An 18588-nucleotide genomic window follows, 5' to 3' on the forward strand; every position below is an offset into this window, starting at 1 on the left:
TCAGTCCGTGGCAGGCGCGCCAAGCTTGCGCCGGAAGAAGCGCTCCATCATGCGATAGCGCACCAGCAGGTCCTGGCCCTGCAGGCCGTGGCGCGCACCGGGGAAGGTCATCAGCTCGAAGCCGGTCCCGCGCCGGTGCAGCGCGCTCATCAACTGGGTGGCATTGGTGAAGAGCACGTTGTCATCGGCCATGCCGTGCAACAGCAGCAGCGCATCCTCGCGCAGGCCGTGCAGATGCGTGAACACGCTGGCCTGCGCGTAGCCATCGGCATTGCGCGCCGGGTGCCCCATGTAGCGTTCGGTGTAATGCGTGTCGTACAGCGCCCAGTCGGTGACCGGCGCGCCGGCCACGCCGCAGGCGTAGGCCTGTGGCGCGCGTGCCAGCAGCATCAGGCTCATGTAGCCGCCGTTGGACCAGCCATGCACGCCGATGCGCGCCGCATCCACCCAGGGCTGCGCATGCAGCCAGGCGATGCCGGCCAACTGGTCTTCGACCTCCACCGTGCCCTGCCGTCCGTACAGCGCGCCGGAGAAGGCCTGGCCGCGCCGCGGCGTGCCCCGGTTGTCCAGCGAGAACACCACATAGCCCTGCTGGGTCAGGTACTGGTTGAACAGCGCGTCGCCGCGCACCGGCCAGCTGTCGGTGACGGTCTGCGCGGCCGGGCCGCCGTAGACGTGGACCACGACCGGATAGCGTTGCTTCGGATCGAATCCACGTGGCAGCAGCAAGCTGTAGTGCAGCGGCGTGCTGCCGTCGGCGGCGAACAGGGTGCCGAACCGGATCGGCAGGTGGGCATCGCGGTAGGCCGCGTACGGGTGCGCCGGCGCCTGCAGGTCGTTCTCCAGCAGCGCGGCGATGGGGGTGCCATCTGCGCGGTGCAGGCAGACCTGCGGCGGCACCGTGCTGCTGGACCAGTGATCCACGTACACCGTGCCGTTGCGCGAGAACGTGGCGGTGTGGACGCCGCGCTCGCGCGTGAGCTGCACCGGCGCGCCGCCGGCCAGCGGCACGGAGAACACCTGCGCCTGGGTGGCATCGGCCACGCCCTCGTGCAGGCCCGCGCTGAAGAACAGCATGCCGGCGGCTTCGTCCACCGCCAGCAACGCATCCACCGGCCACGGCCCCTGGGTCAGCGCCCGCAGCGCGCTGCCGTCTTCGCTGGCCAGATAGAGGTGGGCATGGCCGCTGCGTTCGGACATCCACACCAGGCGGCCATCGCCCAGGAACCGCAGCGCATCGTGCAGCGGCACCCAGGTCGGGGCGGTTTCGCTCAGCAGCACGCGCTGGCGGCCGCTGGCCAGGTCGTGCTCGACCAGCTCCAGCCGCTGCTGGTCGCGGGATTGCCGCTGGAAGCTCAGTCGCTGCGCATCGCGCCACTGCACGCGGGCCAGGTACAGCTCCGGGTCGCTGCCCAGGTCGATCCAGCGGGGCCGCGCTCCGGCCTGCGGCGCGATCACGCCCAGCTGCACGCGCACATTGGCCTGGCCCGCGGCCGGATAGCGCTGCTCGGTCACCTCGGCGCGGTCGGCGTGCAGTTCCAGGCGGCGCTTGAGCGGCACCGGCGATTCGTCGATGCGGGTGAAGGCGATCGCGCCCTCGTCCGGTGCCCACCAGTAGCCGGTATGCCGGCCCATTTCCTCGTCGGCGACGAACTCGGCCACGCCGTTGCCGATCACCGCGCTGCCATCGCAGGTCAGCCGATGCTGGCCGCCGTCGGCCAGCGCCACGATCCACAGGTCGCGCCCACGGATGAAGCTGACGAAGCCGCCCTGCGGCGAGACCCGCGGGTCGGTGGCAAAGCCATCCTCGACCCGGGTGAGCTGGCGCGTCTGCCCGCTGGACAGGTCGTGCAGGTACAGCGCACCGCCGAGCGGGAACAGCAGGGTCCTGCCATCGGGCGCGTACTGGTAATCGACGATGCCCGAGTAGGCCGCGATGCGCTGGCGCTCGCGCCGGGCCTGCTCGGCCGGGCTCAGGTGCTCCTCACCGGGCAGGACCGCGTCGGCATCGACCAGGCGGCGCGTGATGCCGGTGTCGACTTCGAAGGCCCACAGGTCCAGCCGCAGGCGGTCGCCATCGCGCCCGCGCAGGAAGCACACCTGGCGCCCGTCGGGCGAGATCGCCGGCTTGAGCAGGGTGGGCCCGGCCAGTGGCGTGGGGCCGGTGATGGCCTCCAGCGTCAGCGGCCGCGCCTTGGCGGCATCGAAGGGGGACGACATGCGCCAGCTTATTTGCTGCCCTGGCCGAACATGTGCCTGCGGGCCTCGTCGGTGAGCGGCTGGCCCAGGGCGGGATTGACCTGCGGCCCCAGCGCGTAGGCCTTGACCGTGGCCGGGCGCGCGGCGATGGCCTCGTACCAGCGGCGGACGTTGGGGAAATCGGCCAGGTCCATCTTCTGCTTCTCGTGCGGCACCACCCACGGGTAGATCGCCATGTCGGCAATGCTGTAGTCGCCGGCGACGAACTCACGCCCGGCCAGGCGCTTGTCCAGCACGCCGTACAGGCGCCGGGTCTCCTCGGTGTAGCGCTTGATCGCGTAGGGCACCGGCTCGGGTGCGTAACTGTTGAAGTGGTGGTTCTGGCCGAGCATCGGGCCGAAACCGCCGACCTGCCAGAACAGCCACTCCAGCGCTTCCACGCGCTCGCGCCCGTCGGCGGCCAGGAAGCGGCCGGTCTTGCGCGCCAGGTACATCAAGATGGTGCCGGACTCGAACACGCTCAGCGACTCGCCCATGTCGGCCGGGTCGTGGTCGACGATGGCCGGCATCTTGTTGTTGGGCGAGATCTCCAGGAACTCCGGCTTGAACTGGTCGCCCTTGCCGATATCCACCGGCACGAGGGTGTAGGGCAGGCCGGCTTCCTCGAGGAACAGGGTGATCTTGTGGCCGTTGGGGGTGGGCCAGTAGTACAGGTCGATCATGGCGGGCTCCTTGGCTGGGCGCGCCATGGTACGCCGCGCGCCTGGCCGCATCGGGACAGTGCGGCGGACGGTGCGTTTCACGCCCCGGCGCGGCCGGCCGCCTCAGCCGCTGCGACCGCAGCCGGTAGAATGGCCGGATGGATGTATCGCACCTGCTCGACGACCTCAACCCGGCCCAGCGCGAGGCCGTGTCTGCCCCGCCGGGCCACTATCTGGTGCTGGCCGGCGCCGGCTCCGGCAAGACCCGCGTGCTGACCCACCGCATCGCCTGGCTCAACGAGGTGCTGGGCGTGCCGACCCACGGCATCCTGTCGGTGACCTTCACCAACAAGGCCGCCGGCGAGATGCGCCACCGCATCGACCTGCAGCTGCGCAACGGCAGCCGCGGCATGTGGATCGGCACCTTCCACGGCATCGCCCACCGCCTGCTGCGCCTGCACTTCACCGAGGCCCGGCTGCCGGACGGGTTCCAGGTGCTGGATTCGGACGACCAGCTGCGCCTGGTCAAGCGCGTGGTGCAGGGGCTGGAGCTGGACGAGGGCAAGTTCCCGCCCAAGCAGATCGCCTGGTGGATCAACGAGCAGAAGGACGAGGGCCGCCGCCCGCAGCACATCCAGCCCGAGCCCAACGACGACTGGCTGGAGGTGCGCCGTCGCTGCTACGCCGCCTACCAGGAGCGTTGCGACCGGGCCGGCCTGGTGGATTTCGCCGAACTGCTGCTGCGCGCGCACGAGCTGCTGCGCGATACGCCGGCGCTGCTGTCGCACTACCGCGCGCGCTTCGGCCAGATCCTGGTGGATGAGTTCCAGGACACCAACGCCATCCAGTACGCCTTCGTGCGGGTGCTGGCCGGGGACACCGGCCAGGTGTTCGTGGTCGGCGACGACGACCAGGCCATCTACGGCTGGCGCGGGGCCAAGGTCGAGAACGTGCAGCGCTTCCTCAAGGATTTCCCTGGCGCGCAGACCATCCGCCTGGAGCAGAACTACCGTTCCACCGCCAACATCCTCGGCGCGGCCAATGCGGTCATCGCCCACAACCCGGACCGCATCGGCAAGCAGCTTTGGACCGATTCGGGCGATGGCGAGGCCATCGACCTGTATGCGGCCTACAACGAGATGGATGAAGCCCGCTACATGGTCGAACGCGCGCGCCAGTGGGTGCGCGATGGCGGCAGCTACAGCGATGTGGCCGTGCTCTACCGCAGCAACGCGCAGTCGCGTGCGATGGAAGAAGCGTTGCTGGCCGAGCAGGTGCCGTACCGGGTCTATGGCGGCATGCGCTTCTTCGAGCGCGCCGAAATCAAGGACACCCTGGCTTACCTGCGGTTGCTGACCAACCGCGCCGACGATGCCGCCTTCGAGCGCGCGGTCAACACCCCGGCGCGCGGCATCGGCGACCGCACCCTGGACGAGGTGCGGCGCACCGCGCGCGCCCAGCAGCTCTCGCTGTGGGAAGCGGCCATGCTCTGCACCCAGAGCAGCGCCCTGGCCGCACGCGCGCGCAATGCACTGGCCAGCTTCATCACGCTGGTGGGACAGCTCAATGCCGCGGTCGGCGAGCTGGAACTGAAGGACAAGATCGACCACGTGCTGGTGCACTCGGGCCTGCGCGAGTTCTACGAAAAGGAAAGCAAGGGCCAGCTGGACTCGCGCACCGACAACCTGGACGAACTGGTCTCGGTGGCCTCGCGGTTCGTGCGCTCGGACGATGAAGAAGCCGCCGCCGGCATGAGCGAGCTGGTGGCCTTCCTGTCCTATGCCTCGCTGGAAGCCGGCGAAGGCCAGGCGCAGGCCGGCGAGGAAGGCGTGCAGCTGATGACCCTGCACTCGGCCAAGGGCCTGGAGTTCCCGCTGGTGTTCCTGGTGGGGCTGGAGGATGGGCTGTTCCCCAGCGCGCGCTCGGTGGACGAACCGGGCAAGCTGGAGGAAGAGCGTCGCCTGGCCTACGTGGGCATCACTCGCGCGCGGCAGAAGCTGGTGCTGTGCTATGCCGAGTCGCGGCGCATCCATGGCAGCGACAACTACAACGTGCCTTCGCGGTTCCTGCGCGAGATTCCCAAGGACCTGCTCAACGAGGTGCGGCCCAAGGTGCAGGTCTCGCGCCCGGCGCAGCTGGGCGCCACGCGCAGCTACGGCCAGGCGGCCGTCGAGGTGCCGGCGCTGAAGCTGGGCACCAATGTCAGCCATCCCAAGTTCGGCGGCGGCGTGGTCATCGACTACGAAGGCAGCGGCGCGCATGCGCGCGTGCAGGTGCAGTTCGACGAAGCCGGGGCCAAGTGGCTGGTGCTGGCTTACGCCAACCTGTCGCCGCAGTGAGCGTCGTGGGCCGGCCCTGCATCGACGCGATGCCTTGGCCCACCGCCATCTGACCAGATCGTAACGGCCACGCAAGCGTGGCCGCAGGTCGCTGTTTCCAGGGCATTTTCGCGCGTTCCCCTTCCTCCCTTCGCTGCAGCGCGGCGCGATTGATCACGGTCAATGCCGGCATGCTGGTCCAGCGTGCCTGATGTGGCGTGTCGATCCACTTCATGAAGGAGAAGAACATGTTCAAGCGCATCCTGATCGCCGTCGATGGATCCGAGCTGGCCAACCGCGGCCTGGAGCACGGCCTGTCCCTGGCCGCCGCCATGCAGGGCGAGGTGGTCATCGTCACCGTGACCGAGCCCTGGGCGATGAACATGTACGACGCCACCGGCTGGAGCATCGGCATCCAGGACGGGCCCGAGTACCGCAAGCTGCGCGACGGCGAGGCCGAGCGCATCCTCAAGCCCGCGCTGGACCGCGCGGTGCAGGCGGGGGTGCAGGCCCAGGGCCATCACCTCGCCGACCGCCACCCCGCCGAGGGCATCGTCGATATCGCCCAGGCCCAGCAGTGCGACCTGATCGTCATGACCTCCCACGGCCGCCGCGGCATGCGCCGGGCCCTGCTGGGCAGCCAGACCGCCGAGGTCCTGGCGCATACGACGCTGCCGGTGCTGGTCGTGCGGTGAGTGAAGCAGGAACGAGTGAGGAGGAACGAGGAACGAGAGGTGCGCCCGTAGCTTCTGCTTCTGTTTCCACTCGTTCCTCGCTACCGTTCCTCTCCACTCGTTCCTCGCTCCATGACCAGTGGCACAAGCGGGGCAGCTCCGGCTGGTGGGAGAGTCGGCGCATCGTCCTGGACAACGGTGACCCCATGCCAACGGCCGCGACCGCAGACTCCTCCACACCGGTGTCCGGACGCCTGCGTCGCTGGCTGCGGCACGAGTTGCCGCAGCTGCTCTTGTTCCTGGGCCTGATCCTGGCCGCGCGCAGCACGCTGGCCAATCACTACGTGGTGCCGTCCGGGTCGATGCAGCACACCCTGGAGATCGGCGACCGGGTGGTGGTGGACATGCGCGCCTACGGTGTGCGGCTGCCGCTGCTGGGCACCGAGCTGATCGCCACCGGCCAGCCGCAGCGGGGCGAGGTGGTGGTGTTCGATTCGCCGGTCGATGGCGAGCGACTGATCAAGCGCGTGGCCGCCGTGGCTGGCGACCGCGTGCGGCTGCAGGACGGGCATCTTTCGATCAACGGGCAGCCCCTGGCCGTGGACGCCACGCATGAAGCCTTCGGCGTGCGCCAGGCGCCGCTGGACCTGGACCGCGGCGGCGGTCCGGACATCGACGCCCTGACCGTGCCGCCGGGCCAGCTGCTGATGCTGGGCGATCACCGCGGCAACAGTGCCGATGGCCGCTACTTCGGCCTCATCCAGGCCTCCAGCGTGTACGGCCGGGCCGTCGCGGTCTACTACCGGCGCGGCGAAGGCTTCGGCTGGCGCCGGCTCTAGCCGGGTCAGCGCCGCAGTTTCAGCCGGGGCGTCTCGTCGATGCTGCCGTCGGCGCGGATCACCACGTGCCTGAGTCCCTCACGGTCCACCACCACCGGCACCGGCTCCAGGAACATCGGCCGGCGCACGAACTTCAGTTCCCATTTGAATAGCTCTAGCGTCTGCAGCGCCCGCAGCTGTGCGGCTGACAGCCCGCTGCGCAGCTGATCCCTGCTGGGCGGCTGCGGCGAGGAGGATTGGCGGCGTTCGACCTGGGACATGGCGGCAAGGAGGGGACGGGGCCGGCATCCATGCCGCGGACGTGTTCAGCGCTTTCTTTCGGCAGCAGGCCTGAAAGCTGAACCCGCCAGCCAAGTCAGGTTACCAGCTGTACAGCTGCCACTGCACCGGCGCCGGCTCGCCATTGGCGCGGTTGCCGCGCAGGCGCGAATGCCCGTTGTCGTCGATCAGGTAATACGCCGGCCCGCTGGACGGGGTGACCTTCACCATCCTCAACTGCCCGGCCACCCGGTATTCCTCCACCACGTCGCCGTTGGCTTCCACGCGCACGGCCTGCTCGGCGCCGGTCAGGTCCACGTCCTCGGGCATGTCGGCGAACTGACGCGGCGCTGACGCGCAGCCTGCCAGGGCCAGGGCCGCCACCACGGCGAGCATCGTTTTCATGGAAGGGCTCCGCGTCGGCTTGGGGTGCGCATTATGCGCCCGATGCACGTGAGCGGCGCATGCAACTCCGGCCGGCGCCAACGCCTAGAATGGCGCCATGCCTAGACTCGTTCTGATTGATGGTTCCAGCTACCTCTACCGCGCCTTCCACGCGTTGCCGCCGCTGAGCAACGCCGCGGGCGAGCCCACCGGCGCGCTGTTCGGCGTGGTCAACATGCTGCGCGCCACCTTGAAGGAGCGGCCCGAATACGTCGCCTTCGTGGTCGACGCGCCGGGCAAGACCTTTCGCGACGATCTGTACCCGCAGTACAAGGCCAATCGCGCGGCCATGCCCGATGACCTGCGCGCGCAGATCGAGCCGATGTGCCAGATCGTGCATGCGCTTGGCATCGACATCCTGCGCATCGAGGGGGTGGAAGCCGACGATGTCATCGGCACGCTGGCCCTGCAGGGGCACAACGATGGCCTGCAGGTGACCATCTCCACCGGCGACAAGGACTTCGCCCAGCTGGTGCGCCCAGGCGTGGAGCTGGTCAACACCATGAGCGGCAGCCGCATGGATTCGGATGCGGCGGTGATGGACAAGTTCGGCGTGCATGCCGACCAGATCGTGGACCTGCTCTCGCTGATGGGCGATGCGGTGGACAACGTGCCCGGCGTGGAAAAGTGCGGGCCCAAGACTGCGGCCAAGTGGCTGGGCGAGTACGGCACGCTGGACAACGTCATTGCCAACGCCGGCAACATCAAGGGCAAGATCGGCGAGAACCTGCGCGCGGCGCTGGAGCGACTGCCGCTCAACCGCACCCTGGTGACCATCAAGACCGATGTCGCCCTGGAGGTCGCCGCGCAGGACCTGGCGCTGCGCGAGCAGCATGTGGAGGACCTGCGCGTGCTGTACCAGCGCTACGGCTTCACCCAGGCGCTCAAGGAGCTGGACGGCGGCGCGGCGGTGACCGCGCCGGTGGCCGAGAAGGAGCCGGGGCGTGCGCGCGGGACGGGATTTGCCGCCGCGCTGCCGGCCACGGCGGCCGACCTGGACCCTGCGCTAGCGGCTGCGGGCGACTACGAGACCATCCTGGACAGCGAACGGCTCACGCACTGGATCGACATCCTGCGCGCCGCCGGGCAGTTCGCCTTCGACACCGAGACCGACAGCCTGGACCCGATGCAGGCCAACCTGATCGGCGTGAGCTTCGCCGCAGAGCCGGGCAAGGCCGCCTACCTGCCGCTGGGACACGACTACGGCGGGGCGCCGGCGCAGCTGCCGCGCCAGGACGCGCTGGATGCGCTGCGACCGCTGCTGGGCGATGCGGCCATCGGCAAGATCGGCCAGCACGGCAAGTACGACCTGCACGTGATGCGCCGCCATGGCGTGGACGTGGCCGGCTACACCCAGGACACCCTGCTGGAGAGCTTCGTGCTCAACTCCGGCATCGCCCGTCACGACATGGACAGCCTGGCCAAGCGCTACCTGGGCTACGACACGGTCAAGTATGAGGACATCTGCGGCAAGGGCGCCAAGCAGATCCCGTTCTCGCAGGTGGCCATCGACGATGCCACCCGCTACGCGGCCGAGGACGCCGACATCACCCTGCGCCTGCACCGCGTGCTGGCGCCGAAGCTGGCGGCCGAGCCGGCGCTGCAGGCGGTCTATGCCGACATCGAGGTGCCGCTGGTGCCGGTGCTGGCGCGCATCGAGGCCAATGGCGTGCGCGTGGACCCGGACGAACTGCGCCGGCAGAGCGCCGACCTGTCCCGGCGCATGCTGGCGGCCCAGCAGAAGGCCACCGAGCTGGCCGGGCGCACCTTCAACATGGACTCGCCCAAGCAGCTGCAGGCGCTGTTGTTCGACGAGCTCGGCCTGCCGGCGCTGGTGAAGACTCCCAAGGGCCAGCCCTCGACCAACGAAGAAGCGCTGGAGGCCATTGCCGACCAGCACGAACTGCCGCGGATCATCCTGGAGTATCGCGGGCTGACCAAGCTGCGCAGCACCTACACCGACAAGCTGCCGGAGATGATCAACCCGCACACTGGCCGCGTGCACACCAGCTATCACCAGGCCGGCGCGGCCACCGGGCGCCTGTCTTCCAGCGACCCCAACCTGCAGAACATCCCGATCCGTACCGAGGATGGCCGCCGCATCCGCCGCGCCTTCGTCGCCCCGCCAGGCCGCAAGCTGGTGGCCTGCGACTACTCGCAGATCGAGCTGCGCATCATGGCCCACCTGTCCGGCGATGCCGGCCTGGTCGGCGCCTTCGAGTCCGGCGCCGACGTGCACCGCGCCACCGCCGCGGAAGTGTTCGGCCGCACGATCGATGAGGTCACCGGCAACGAACGCCGCGCCGCCAAGGCCATCAACTTCGGCCTGATGTACGGCATGAGCGCCTTTGGCCTGGCGCGCCAGCTCGGCATCGCCCGCGGCGAGGCGCAAGACTACATCGCCCTGTACTTCAGCCGCTTTTCCGGCGTGCGCGACTACATGGAGGCCACCCGCCAGCAGGCGCGGGAGAAGGGCTACGTGGAAACCGTGTTCGGCCGCCGCCTGTATCTGGACTACATCAACGCCGGCAACCAGGCCCAGCGCGCCGGTGCCGAACGCGCCGCGATCAATGCGCCCATGCAGGGCACTGCGGCGGACATCATCAAGCGCGCCATGGTCGCGGTGGACGGCTGGCTGGCCGACCACCGCGAGCGCGCGCTGATGATCCTGCAGGTGCACGACGAACTGGTGTTCGAGGTCGATGCCGACTTCGTCGACACCCTCAAGACCCGGGTCGATGCGCTCATGACCGGCGTGGCGCAGCTGGCCGTGCCGCTGGAAGTGGACTGCGGGGTGGGCGACAACTGGGACGAGGCGCACTGAACGGGCGGACGGGGACCACAGCGGTTTGTTGACCCTGCGCGCGCGCATTTTGCGAGCAGTGAAACAATTACAGAACTGCCGGGTTCAGATAATGAATCGGTGCTTAATACTCCGAATTCTTAACCCGCCCCTTCACGAAATATCCATGGTCGAAGTGTTCTTATAGCCCTCGACAGATGCAACGTCTGTCGCGGAGACACTCCCATCCCCTGGAGTGAATCCCCTGGAACGGGCCCCCTCCCCAGGGACCGTTCCCTAGCCCCGCAGGCCCCCCCTGGTCCGCGGGGCTTTTTCTTTTCCGGGATCGGATTGTTCGCAACCGGGCCTCCGCCTCGCGCGGTCCCGGTCCGCCCCCACAGTGAGGCGCGGTCGGTCGGTTCTTGCCGGGGTCGCCGCTCGCCGCCGCTGCGCCTTCGATCTGGCGGAAAGGTTGCTCCCCCTCAATCGGCGCCCAGTTCTCAGTCCCCAGCGCAACGCGGCATCCACGCGGCGTTGGAGATCGCACCGCTACCGTACCGCCACCGCCGTCACCCTCGGGATGTCCCATGCACCTGCCCGCCGATCTGCTCAAGCTGTCCATGCCGTGGTGGGAGTTCATCCTGCGCGCCTGCGTGGTGTACTTCATGCTGCTCACCCTGATGCGCATGGCCGGCAAGCGGGCCATGGGACAGTTCACGTCCTTCGACATGCTGCTGCTGGTGCTGCTGGGCAACGCGGTGCAGAACGCGCTGCTGGGCACCGACAGCTCGGTGGCCGGCGGCCTGCTGCTGGCGGCCACGCTGATCAGCCTGAACTGGCTGGTCGGGCTGGTCTCGGCCCGCAGTGCCAAGGTGGATCGCCTGGTGGAGGGCGCGCCGGTGCTGCTGGGGCGCGATGGCCAGATCTACCGCGAGGTGCTGCGCCGCGAGCTGATCAGCCGGGCCGATTTCGACCGCGCCATGCGTGAGCAGGGCATCGAGGACGTGGGCGACATCGCCCTGGCGGTGCTGGAAACCAACGGCCATATCGCGCTGCTGCAGCGGCACGACGCCGCCGGCGCGCGCTGAGGCCGGCTCCTCAGCGCGGCTGGTCCAGCCAGTCGCGCGAGGTCAGGTAGGCGGCCAGGCGGGCCTCGTCGCTGCCGTCCTGCGGGGTGTAGCCATACTCCCAGCGCACGCGCGGCGGCAGGCTCATCAGGATGGATTCGGCGCGCCCGCCGCTCTGCAGCCCGAACAGGGTGCCGCGGTCGTAGACCAGGTTGAACTCGACGTAGCGGCCGCGACGGTACAGCTGGAACTCGCGCTCGCGCTCGCCGAAAGGCGTGTCCTTGCGACGCGCGACCAGCGGCAGGTAGGCATCGAGGAAGCCATCGCCGACCGCGCGCAGATAGTCGAAGTCGCGTTCGAAATCCTCGTGCAGGTCGTCGAAGAACAGACCGCCCACACCGCGGGTCTCGTTGCGGTGCTTGATGAAGAAATACTCGTCGCACCAGCGCTTGTGCGCGGCATAGCGCTGCGGGTCGAACGGCGCGCACAGGTCGTGCGCCACCTGGTGCCAGTGGCGCACGTCCTCCTCGAAGGGATAGAAGGGGGTCAGGTCGAACCCGCCGCCGAACCACCAGGCCACGGTCTGCCCGTCGCGCTCGGCGCGGAAGTGGCGCACGTTGGCGTGAGTAGTCGGCAGGTAGGGGTTGCGCGGATGGAACACCAGCGACACGCCGACCGCGCGCCAGGAGGCGCCTGCCAGCTCCGGCCGCGCGGCCGTGGCCGAGGGCGGCAGGCGGTCGCCGGACACGTCGGAGAAGCCGATGCCGGCCTGCTCGAACACCGCGCCATCGCGCAGGATCCGCGTGCGCCCACCGCCGCCCAGGGATGGGGCAGTGTCGCTGGAGCCAGCAGGCCGGTCATGGGCGCCTAGTTGCCCGCGACTCCACTGATCCTCGACGAAGCGGGCCTGGCCGTCGGCGGTTTCGATGGCCGTGCAGATGCGGTCCTGCAGGCCGGTCAGGTAGTCGCGTACGCGCTGGAAGTCTTGCATCCGGGCATTGTAAGCGGCGGGCGCGGGTGGGGGGTGGTGCGAGGAACGAGTGGAGAGGAACGAGGAACGAGTGGGTGCTCGTTGCCAGGGCTCGCCCAGGGAGGGCGAGCGCCGCGACATGGAGTGCGCTCGCGTCACGCCGCGCCATGCGGCGCGGTGTGTCAGCGCGAGAATTCGGCCCGGATCTCGGGGCGGCCCAGCTTCCAGATGATCCAGACATGGAAGCCGGCGAAGACCACCATCAGCGCGGCCGGGATCAGCATCATCGCGCGCATCATCTGCGCGAACTCCGGCGGCAGCGGGCCGACCGGTCCGCCGGTCTCGATGGACAGCCTGGCCTCCTGCATCGCCACCACCATATCCACCATCTGCGGCAGCAGGGCCAGCGAGGCCAGCTGCATCAAGGTGCCCAGCACCACCATGGCGATGAAGGCGCGCCGGCCCCACTCGCGTCGTTGCAGCAGGCCCCAGGCGGCCGCGCCCAGCAGGGCCGACAGCAGCACGCTGGCCAGCCCGGTGATCAGGCCATGGGTGTAGTACCAGTGGAACAGCGGCGGCAGCCTCGGCCCTGGCTCGGCACCACCGAAGAGCATGCGCAGCGTGTGATCGGCCGGCAGCACCGCGGCGGTGCCGGCCTGGACCAGCCCTGACAGGCCGCCCAGCACGGCCATGGCGATCGTCACCCACGCCAGCACATTGACGAAGCCGGAGTGCGGCGCGGTGGCGTGGGGGAGCGGGGGCGGGGCAGGGGGCATGGCGGACATCTGGATACACCAATCTGGGAAGCGGGATCGGCTTGTATGAATTGTTGGGCTCGGACAATGCGGATCAGCTCGAATCGAGACTTTCCTCATTCATGCACTGACCGATCTCCGCGTTTGTCGAGGCGGAAACGAAACACTCGTAGTCCTTGCGCGTATATCGCTCACCGGCGACACAGGCCGCCACGTTGGCGCCGGAGCGTTCAGCAGCCCACTTCGGATCCCTGGCGGCATCCGACCACGAGGCGATCTGCGCCATCTCGCGCTGTTGAATGGCGATGCATTCCTGCTCGGTGAGCTTGGCAGGCCCGCAGCCAGGCAGCACGGCCGCCACTGCCCCCGCCAGCAACCAGGACCCTTTCGCACCATGCGATGCCATGAATCGAGTCTCCGCCTTATTTCAAGGTGGCGTCGAACAGCTTGAGGATGCGCTTGTACTCGTCCAGCCAGGAATCGGCGCGGGTGAAGCTGTGGCGCTCCAGCGGGTAGGGGGCGATTTCCCAGTTGTCCTTGTGCAGCTCGATCAGCTTCTGGCTCATCACCACCGAATCGCGGAAGAACACGTTGTCGTCGATCATCCCGTGGGCGATGAGCAGGTGATCCTGCAGGCCGTCGGCGTATTCGATGGGCGAGGAGATCCGGTAGGCCTCTGGGTCGATGTCCGGCGTGTTGAGGATGTTGGCGGTGTACTCGTGGTTGTACTGGCTCCAGTCCGCCACCGGACGCAGCGCGGCGCCGGCCTTGAACACGCCCGGCGCGCGGAACAGCGCCATGAAGGTCATGAAGCCGCCGTAGCTGCCGCCGTAGATGCCGGCGTGGTCGACATCGCCGTGCTGGTTGGCCACCAGCCAGTCCAGGCCGTCGCGATAGTCCTCCAGCTCGGGATGACCCATGTTGCGGTAGATCGCCGTGCGCCAGTCGCGGCCGTAGCCCTCGCTGCCGCGGTAGTCCAGGTCCAGCACGATGTAGCCCTGCTGCACCAGCAGGTTGTGGAACATCTGCTCGCGGAAGTAGGCCGGATAGCGCTGGTGCACGTTCTGCAGGTAACCGGCGCCGTGCACGAACATGACGATCGGATACTTGCGGCCCGCCTCGCGCGTGGCTGGCGCGTAGAACTTGCCCCACACCGTGCCGGCGCCGTGCTTGGAGGGGATCTGCACGATCTGCGGCTGGATCCAGTCGCGCGCCTTGAACGCCGCGCTGCGGGTGTCGGTGAGCACGCGCGCCTCGCCGCCGGCGGCCGGCACCACGGCCAGCTGCGTGGGCAGGTAGCTGCGCGAGTACTCCACCAGCAGCTGGCGACCATCGGGCGAGGTCTGGAAGCTTTCCACGCCCTGCAGCGCGGTCAGCTCGCGTACCTGGCCACCGTCCACGCCCACGTTGCAGACCTCGTAGCGGCCCGGCTGCTGGCGATTGCACAGGAAGTTGAAGCTGCGCCCATCGGCCGACAGCTCCGGCATCGAGGCCTCCCACTTGCCCGAGGTCAGCGCGCGGGCGCGGCCGCGCTCGCCGGCCACGTACAGGTGCGCGTATCCGCTTTCCTCGGACAGCAGCCACAGCGTGCGGTTGTCGCCCAGCCAGCCGAAATCGTTGAAGCCCCAGTTGATCCAGGCCTCGTCGGTCAGACGGTGGCGCGAGGCCAGGGTGGCCTTGTCCAGGTCCACGCTGGCGATCCAGCGGTCCTTGTTGTCGATGGCGCGCACCAGCACGGCCACGTTGCGGCCGTCGTTGCTCCAGCGGATCGCCGGACCCTCGCGGTCGGCTTCGATGCGCACGGCGCGTTCCCCCTGCATCGGCTCCTGCCCGGCGGCCTTGCGCAGCTGGGCCAGCGGGTCGCGGTCGATGCCGGGCAGGGCATCGAACTTCAGCTCGCGCGCGCCGGCGTTGGCCAGGTCCACCAGCCACAGGCGGTTGGGCAGCGGCAAGTTGCGGCCGACACGGGTGCGGACTTCTTGGAATTCCTCGTAGCCGGACTCGGTGACGTACTTGGGCATCTTGCCGGCCTGGCCGGCACCGCCGTTCTTCTCCTGCGTCACCACCAGCAGCCAGCGGCCGTCGGGCGAGAGCGCGCTGCCTTCGATGCTGAGCTTGTTGCCCAGGTAGACGGTGGCGGGGGCCTGGCTGGCGTCAGCCTTGCGCCAGGCCTGCTGCTGCTCGCGCACGGCCTCGCGCTTGGCGCGATCCTCGGCCAGGGTCTTGAGCACACGCAGCTGGTAAGCGCGCAAGGCGTCCTTGGACGGGGCGGCCGGGTCGTTCTCGGCCTTCACTTCCGCGGCCTGGGCGACCACGCCGCCGGGCCACCAGCGGTACCACTGCGGCCCCACGCGCCAGGCCAGGCCGCCGTCGGTGGTGAACTGCGGCTGCTCCGCCTCCTGGTTGGCGCGGGTCAGCTGGGTCAGCGCGCCGCTGCGCAGATCGCGGATGAAGATGTTGCCGTCGCGCACGAAGGCCATGCGCTGGCGGCTGCTGTCGTACACCGGCGCCTGGCCTTCCAGCGTGCCGCGCTGGTCGTCGGCCACGCGTGCGGCCGCACCGCCGCCCAGGTCCTGGCGGAAGGTGTCGCGCACCGGGCTGCCGTCGCGCTTGAGCGCGTATTGCACGTGGCGGCTGTCCCAGCTCCAGGTCGCCTCTTCCACCGGCGGGCCGATCCATTCCGGGTCGGCCATGACCTGCTCGATCGTCAGCGGCGCGGTCTGCGCGGTCGCGGTGGGAACCAGGGCGGGCGAGGCCAGCAGGGCGGCCGCCAGCAGGGCGACAGGCAGGACAGGGCGCATCGGTGATCCGTGTTGCGGGGGTGAAGGCCGCAAAGGGTAGCAGCCACCTCGGCGAGGCGGCTGTTCCGATGGTCATGGTGGAGGGAGGAACGAGCGTGGAGGAACGAGGAACGAGTGGAAGCGGCCGGCGAAGTCCTCGCCCTCACTCGTTCCTCGTTCCTCTCCACTCGTTCCTTCCCCAATCCCCCTCACTCCCCCGCCGCCCGGCGCAGCTCCGCCACATCCGCCGCGCTGATGCGGTCCTCGTAGCGATTGCCGAAGTGCGTGCGCAGGTAGTTGGTGACATCGGCCACCTGCGCATCGGTCAGGGCCACGCCACGGGTCTGCGCCAGCTGCGCCGGGGTCACGCCGAAGGCCGGCATGTTCTTGCGCCCCTGCAGGATGGTCATGGCCACGTAGTGCGGCGAGGCCAGCGTCGGGTTGCCGGCCAGTGCCGGGTAATGGCCGACCTGGCTGGCGCCCTGGCCTTCGGGCATGTGGCAGCCCTGGCAGACATGGCGGTAGATGGTGGCGCCATCGGCCTTGCTGAACTGGCCGGTGCTCTGCATGGCGAAGGCCTCATCGGCATGGCTGGCCGGCTGCACCGCCAGCAGGACCAGGGCCAGGCCCGAGGGAAGCAAGCCACGCCTCATGATTTGGCTCCCGCGACAACACGCTGGTGGATGCGCTCGATGGCATCCAGCGCCGAGGTGATCGATCCTTCCTGCCAGCCGCCCAGGAACGAGGCATGCTCGCCAGCCAGGGCGATGCGGCCATCGATCTGGCACAGGTCGTCGTAGTGCTTCTCGCGGGCTTCCTCGGTCCAGATGCCGGCGCAGCCCTGGGTGAAGGGCGAGCGGTGCCAGGCCACGGAGATGCCGTTCTCGAATTCCTGCTTGTACTGCGGATGGATCTGGCTGCCGTATTCCACCGCCTTGGCCACGCGTTCGGCCGGTGCCATGGAGGTGAACTCGGCCGAGTTGAGGCTGCCATAGGTGAAGGCGCCCAGCAGCACCCCCTTGCCGCGGCTGTAGTAGTCGCAGCTGGGGTAGGAAATGTGGGTGATGGGCAGGCCGGTGTAGGTGATGCCGCCGTAGATCTGCTCGTCCTCTTCCCAGAAGCGGCGCTTGAACTGCAGGCCGATCTTGACCGAGGCGCTGTACGGCACCGCGGCGATCGCTGCCTCCATCTTCGGCCCGACGTTGATCGGCAGCTGGCTCAGGATCGACAGCGGGATCGTGCACAGGCACCAGTCCGCGCGCGCGGTCTGGGTGCTGCCCGGGCTGGCCGTATCCTCGTAGCTGACGCTCACCCCGCGCGCATCCTGCTGGATCGCGGTGACCTTGGCGCCGTACTGGATCAGCGCGCCCAGTTCGCGGCCGAAGGCCTTGCCGATCATGCCCATGCCGCCGACCGGCTGGAACATGGTGGTCTGCCACTCGTAGGTCTCACCCGGCAGCAGGCCGGCCCAGGTGTTGGAATCGAGGATCTCGCCCAGCCCCAGGGGATCGGAGAACCGCGGCCGCGCCGACAGACCGCCGGATGGGTCCTTCAGATAACCGCGGCGCGCATTGCTGGCCTCGCCCGTGCGGTAGGCGTAACGCTGGTCCAGGGCGCCCCATTGCCGCAGCGACTCCAGCAGCTTCTCCTGGTCCTCGCGCGTGACCTGCGCATCCAGTGCGCGCTGCTGCAGCGACTTGGCCAGCAGTTCGGCCACATGTCCGTGATAGTCGGCTCGGATGGCACGGAAGCGCTGCGGCCTGCCGCCGAAGTGCGCCGGGCTGTGCATGAAGGCGTTGTAGTTGACCTGAATGAAGGGCTCCACGGCCACGCCCAGGCGCCGGCAGTAGCCCAGCACCGCGGTGTGGTGGTGCGGGATGCGCCAGGGCCCGGGATTGACGTACAGGCCCTCATCGAACTCGCAGCGCTGGGTGGCCCCGCCCAGTTCGGTGTAGGTGTCGCCGCCGTACAGGCTCCAGTTGCGGCCACCGGGGCGCTGGTTGTACTCCAGCACCTTGACCGTATAGCCGGCATCGCGCAGCTCCATCGCCGCGGCCATGCCGGCCACGCCGGCGCCCAGCACCAGCACCGAGGTGCCCTTGGGCGCGCCCTGCAGCTTGACCGGACCCTTGTAGGGCGAAGGGCCGGCCAAGCCCAGCGAGGTCATGGCCGCATACATCGCCGCGCCACCGGCGCTGACGCCGATCATCTGCAGCAGTTCGCGACGGCTCATCGAGGGACGGCTTGGGTCCTGCATGCAAGGCTCCTGGCGGGTGGGAAGAAGCTGGCTGCGGTGCTGGCGCGCTGCGCGGACAAAGGTGCGGCATGCGGCGGCGCGATGGACCGCCGCGCGCGCTCAGTCGCCGCGCAGGGCGGCCACGTCCGATGCGCTGAGGTTGTCCTGGTAGTGGTTGCCGAAGTGCGTGCGCAGGTAGTTGGTCACCTCGGCGATCTGCTTGTCGGTCAGGCCGACGTTGCGCATGTCGTTGGCGTATTTTTCGCCACGCCCGAAGGCCGGCATGTTCTTGCGGCCCTGCATGACCGTCAGCGCCACGTACTGCGGCGAGACCAGGGTGGGGTTATCGACGAAGCCGGGGTAGTAACCGACCTGCCGTGCCCCTTTGCCGTCGGCCATGTGGCAGCCCTGGCAGACCTGGGTGTAGATGCCGGCGCCATCGAGCCGGGACAGGTCCGCGGCGGTGTGCAGGGGCTCGGCTTCGTCGGCGAGCACGGGCAAGGCCAAGGCAAGCCCCAGCGTCGCAGCCAGGGAGGCGAAGCGGATCGTGCGCATGCGGTTCATC

At 68.9% G+C, this 18588-nt stretch carries 16 protein-coding genes; 5 read left to right on the forward strand and 11 right to left on the reverse strand.

Annotated features, from left to right (window positions below; genetic code table 11):
- On the reverse strand, nt 1-2220 hold the full coding sequence (locus EPA99_RS07525; protein WP_129470595.1) for a S9 family peptidase: 2220 nt from the start codon (nt 2218-2220) through the stop codon (nt 1-3).
- An 8-nt stretch (nt 2221-2228) separates the two neighbouring features.
- On the reverse strand, nt 2229-2921 hold the full coding sequence (locus EPA99_RS07530) for a glutathione S-transferase N-terminal domain-containing protein (protein ID WP_129470596.1): 693 nt from the start codon (nt 2919-2921) through the stop codon (nt 2229-2231).
- A gap of 137 nt (nt 2922-3058) precedes the next feature.
- Between EPA99_RS07530 and uvrD the strand changes: the two genes are divergently transcribed.
- From uvrD to lepB, 3 genes are all read left to right on the forward strand, one after another.
- Nucleotides 3059-5239: a DNA helicase II gene (gene uvrD / locus EPA99_RS07535; RefSeq protein WP_129470597.1), complete on the forward strand. Its 2181-nt coding sequence runs from the start codon at nt 3059-3061 to the stop codon at nt 5237-5239.
- Between the two features lie 227 nt (nt 5240-5466).
- Nucleotides 5467-5913 carry a universal stress protein gene (locus EPA99_RS07540; RefSeq protein ID WP_129470598.1) on the forward strand — a complete coding sequence of 149 codons (447 nt, stop codon included), beginning with the start codon at nt 5467-5469 and terminating at the stop codon, nt 5911-5913.
- A gap of 185 nt (nt 5914-6098) precedes the next feature.
- Nucleotides 6099-6731 (forward strand): signal peptidase I, encoded by a 633-nt coding sequence (gene lepB, locus EPA99_RS07545; protein WP_129470599.1) that lies wholly within the window; start codon nt 6099-6101, stop codon nt 6729-6731.
- A 5-nt stretch (nt 6732-6736) separates the two neighbouring features.
- Here lepB and EPA99_RS07550 read toward each other — a convergent pair whose 3' ends face one another.
- Nucleotides 6737-6991, reverse strand: a complete 255-nt coding sequence (locus tag EPA99_RS07550) for a hypothetical protein (RefSeq protein WP_129470600.1) — start codon at nt 6989-6991, stop codon at nt 6737-6739.
- Nucleotides 6992-7091: 100 nt separating this feature from the next.
- Nucleotides 7092-7394 carry a DUF2782 domain-containing protein gene (locus EPA99_RS07555; protein ID WP_129470601.1) on the reverse strand — a complete coding sequence of 101 codons (303 nt, stop codon included), beginning with the start codon at nt 7392-7394 and terminating at the stop codon, nt 7092-7094.
- A gap of 97 nt (nt 7395-7491) precedes the next feature.
- On the opposite strand from EPA99_RS07555, the gene polA reads away from it, so the two are divergent.
- Nucleotides 7492-10257, forward strand: coding sequence for a DNA polymerase I (gene polA, locus EPA99_RS07560; RefSeq protein WP_129470602.1), 2766 nt, complete (start codon nt 7492-7494; stop codon nt 10255-10257).
- 545 nt (nt 10258-10802) lie between these two features.
- Nucleotides 10803-11303 carry a DUF421 domain-containing protein gene (locus tag EPA99_RS07565; RefSeq protein WP_425479179.1) on the forward strand — a complete coding sequence of 167 codons (501 nt, stop codon included), beginning with the start codon at nt 10803-10805 and terminating at the stop codon, nt 11301-11303.
- Between the two features lie 10 nt (nt 11304-11313).
- Here EPA99_RS07565 and hemF read toward each other — a convergent pair whose 3' ends face one another.
- The 7 genes from hemF to EPA99_RS07600 form a co-directional block, all read right to left on the reverse strand.
- Entirely contained in the window at nt 11314-12273 is a 960-nt protein-coding gene (gene hemF / locus EPA99_RS07570; protein ID WP_129470603.1) for an oxygen-dependent coproporphyrinogen oxidase, read from the reverse strand.
- Between the two features lie 161 nt (nt 12274-12434).
- Complete coding sequence (locus EPA99_RS07575; protein WP_129470604.1) at nt 12435-13037, reverse strand: hypothetical protein; 603 nt, start codon at nt 13035-13037, stop codon at nt 12435-12437.
- Between the two features lie 64 nt (nt 13038-13101).
- Nucleotides 13102-13413: a hypothetical protein gene (locus tag EPA99_RS07580; RefSeq protein ID WP_129470605.1), complete on the reverse strand. Its 312-nt coding sequence runs from the start codon at nt 13411-13413 to the stop codon at nt 13102-13104.
- A gap of 16 nt (nt 13414-13429) precedes the next feature.
- Complete coding sequence (locus tag EPA99_RS07585; RefSeq protein ID WP_129470606.1) at nt 13430-15808, reverse strand: S9 family peptidase; 2379 nt, start codon at nt 15806-15808, stop codon at nt 13430-13432.
- A 188-nt stretch (nt 15809-15996) separates the two neighbouring features.
- Entirely contained in the window at nt 15997-16440 is a 444-nt protein-coding gene (locus EPA99_RS07590; protein WP_129470607.1) for a c-type cytochrome, read from the reverse strand.
- Nucleotides 16437-18044, reverse strand: a complete 1608-nt coding sequence (locus EPA99_RS07595; protein ID WP_425479180.1) for a flavin monoamine oxidase family protein — start codon at nt 18042-18044, stop codon at nt 16437-16439. Before EPA99_RS07595 ends, EPA99_RS07590 begins: the two co-directional genes overlap by 4 nt.
- A gap of 99 nt (nt 18045-18143) precedes the next feature.
- On the reverse strand, nt 18144-18587 hold the full coding sequence (locus tag EPA99_RS07600) for a c-type cytochrome (RefSeq protein WP_206733717.1): 444 nt from the start codon (nt 18585-18587) through the stop codon (nt 18144-18146).
- Nucleotide 18588: the final 1 nt, after the last annotated feature.

It is taken from the genome of Pseudoxanthomonas composti (assembly GCF_004122095.1).
Taxonomy (GTDB): domain Bacteria; phylum Pseudomonadota; class Gammaproteobacteria; order Xanthomonadales; family Xanthomonadaceae; genus Pseudoxanthomonas_A; species Pseudoxanthomonas_A composti.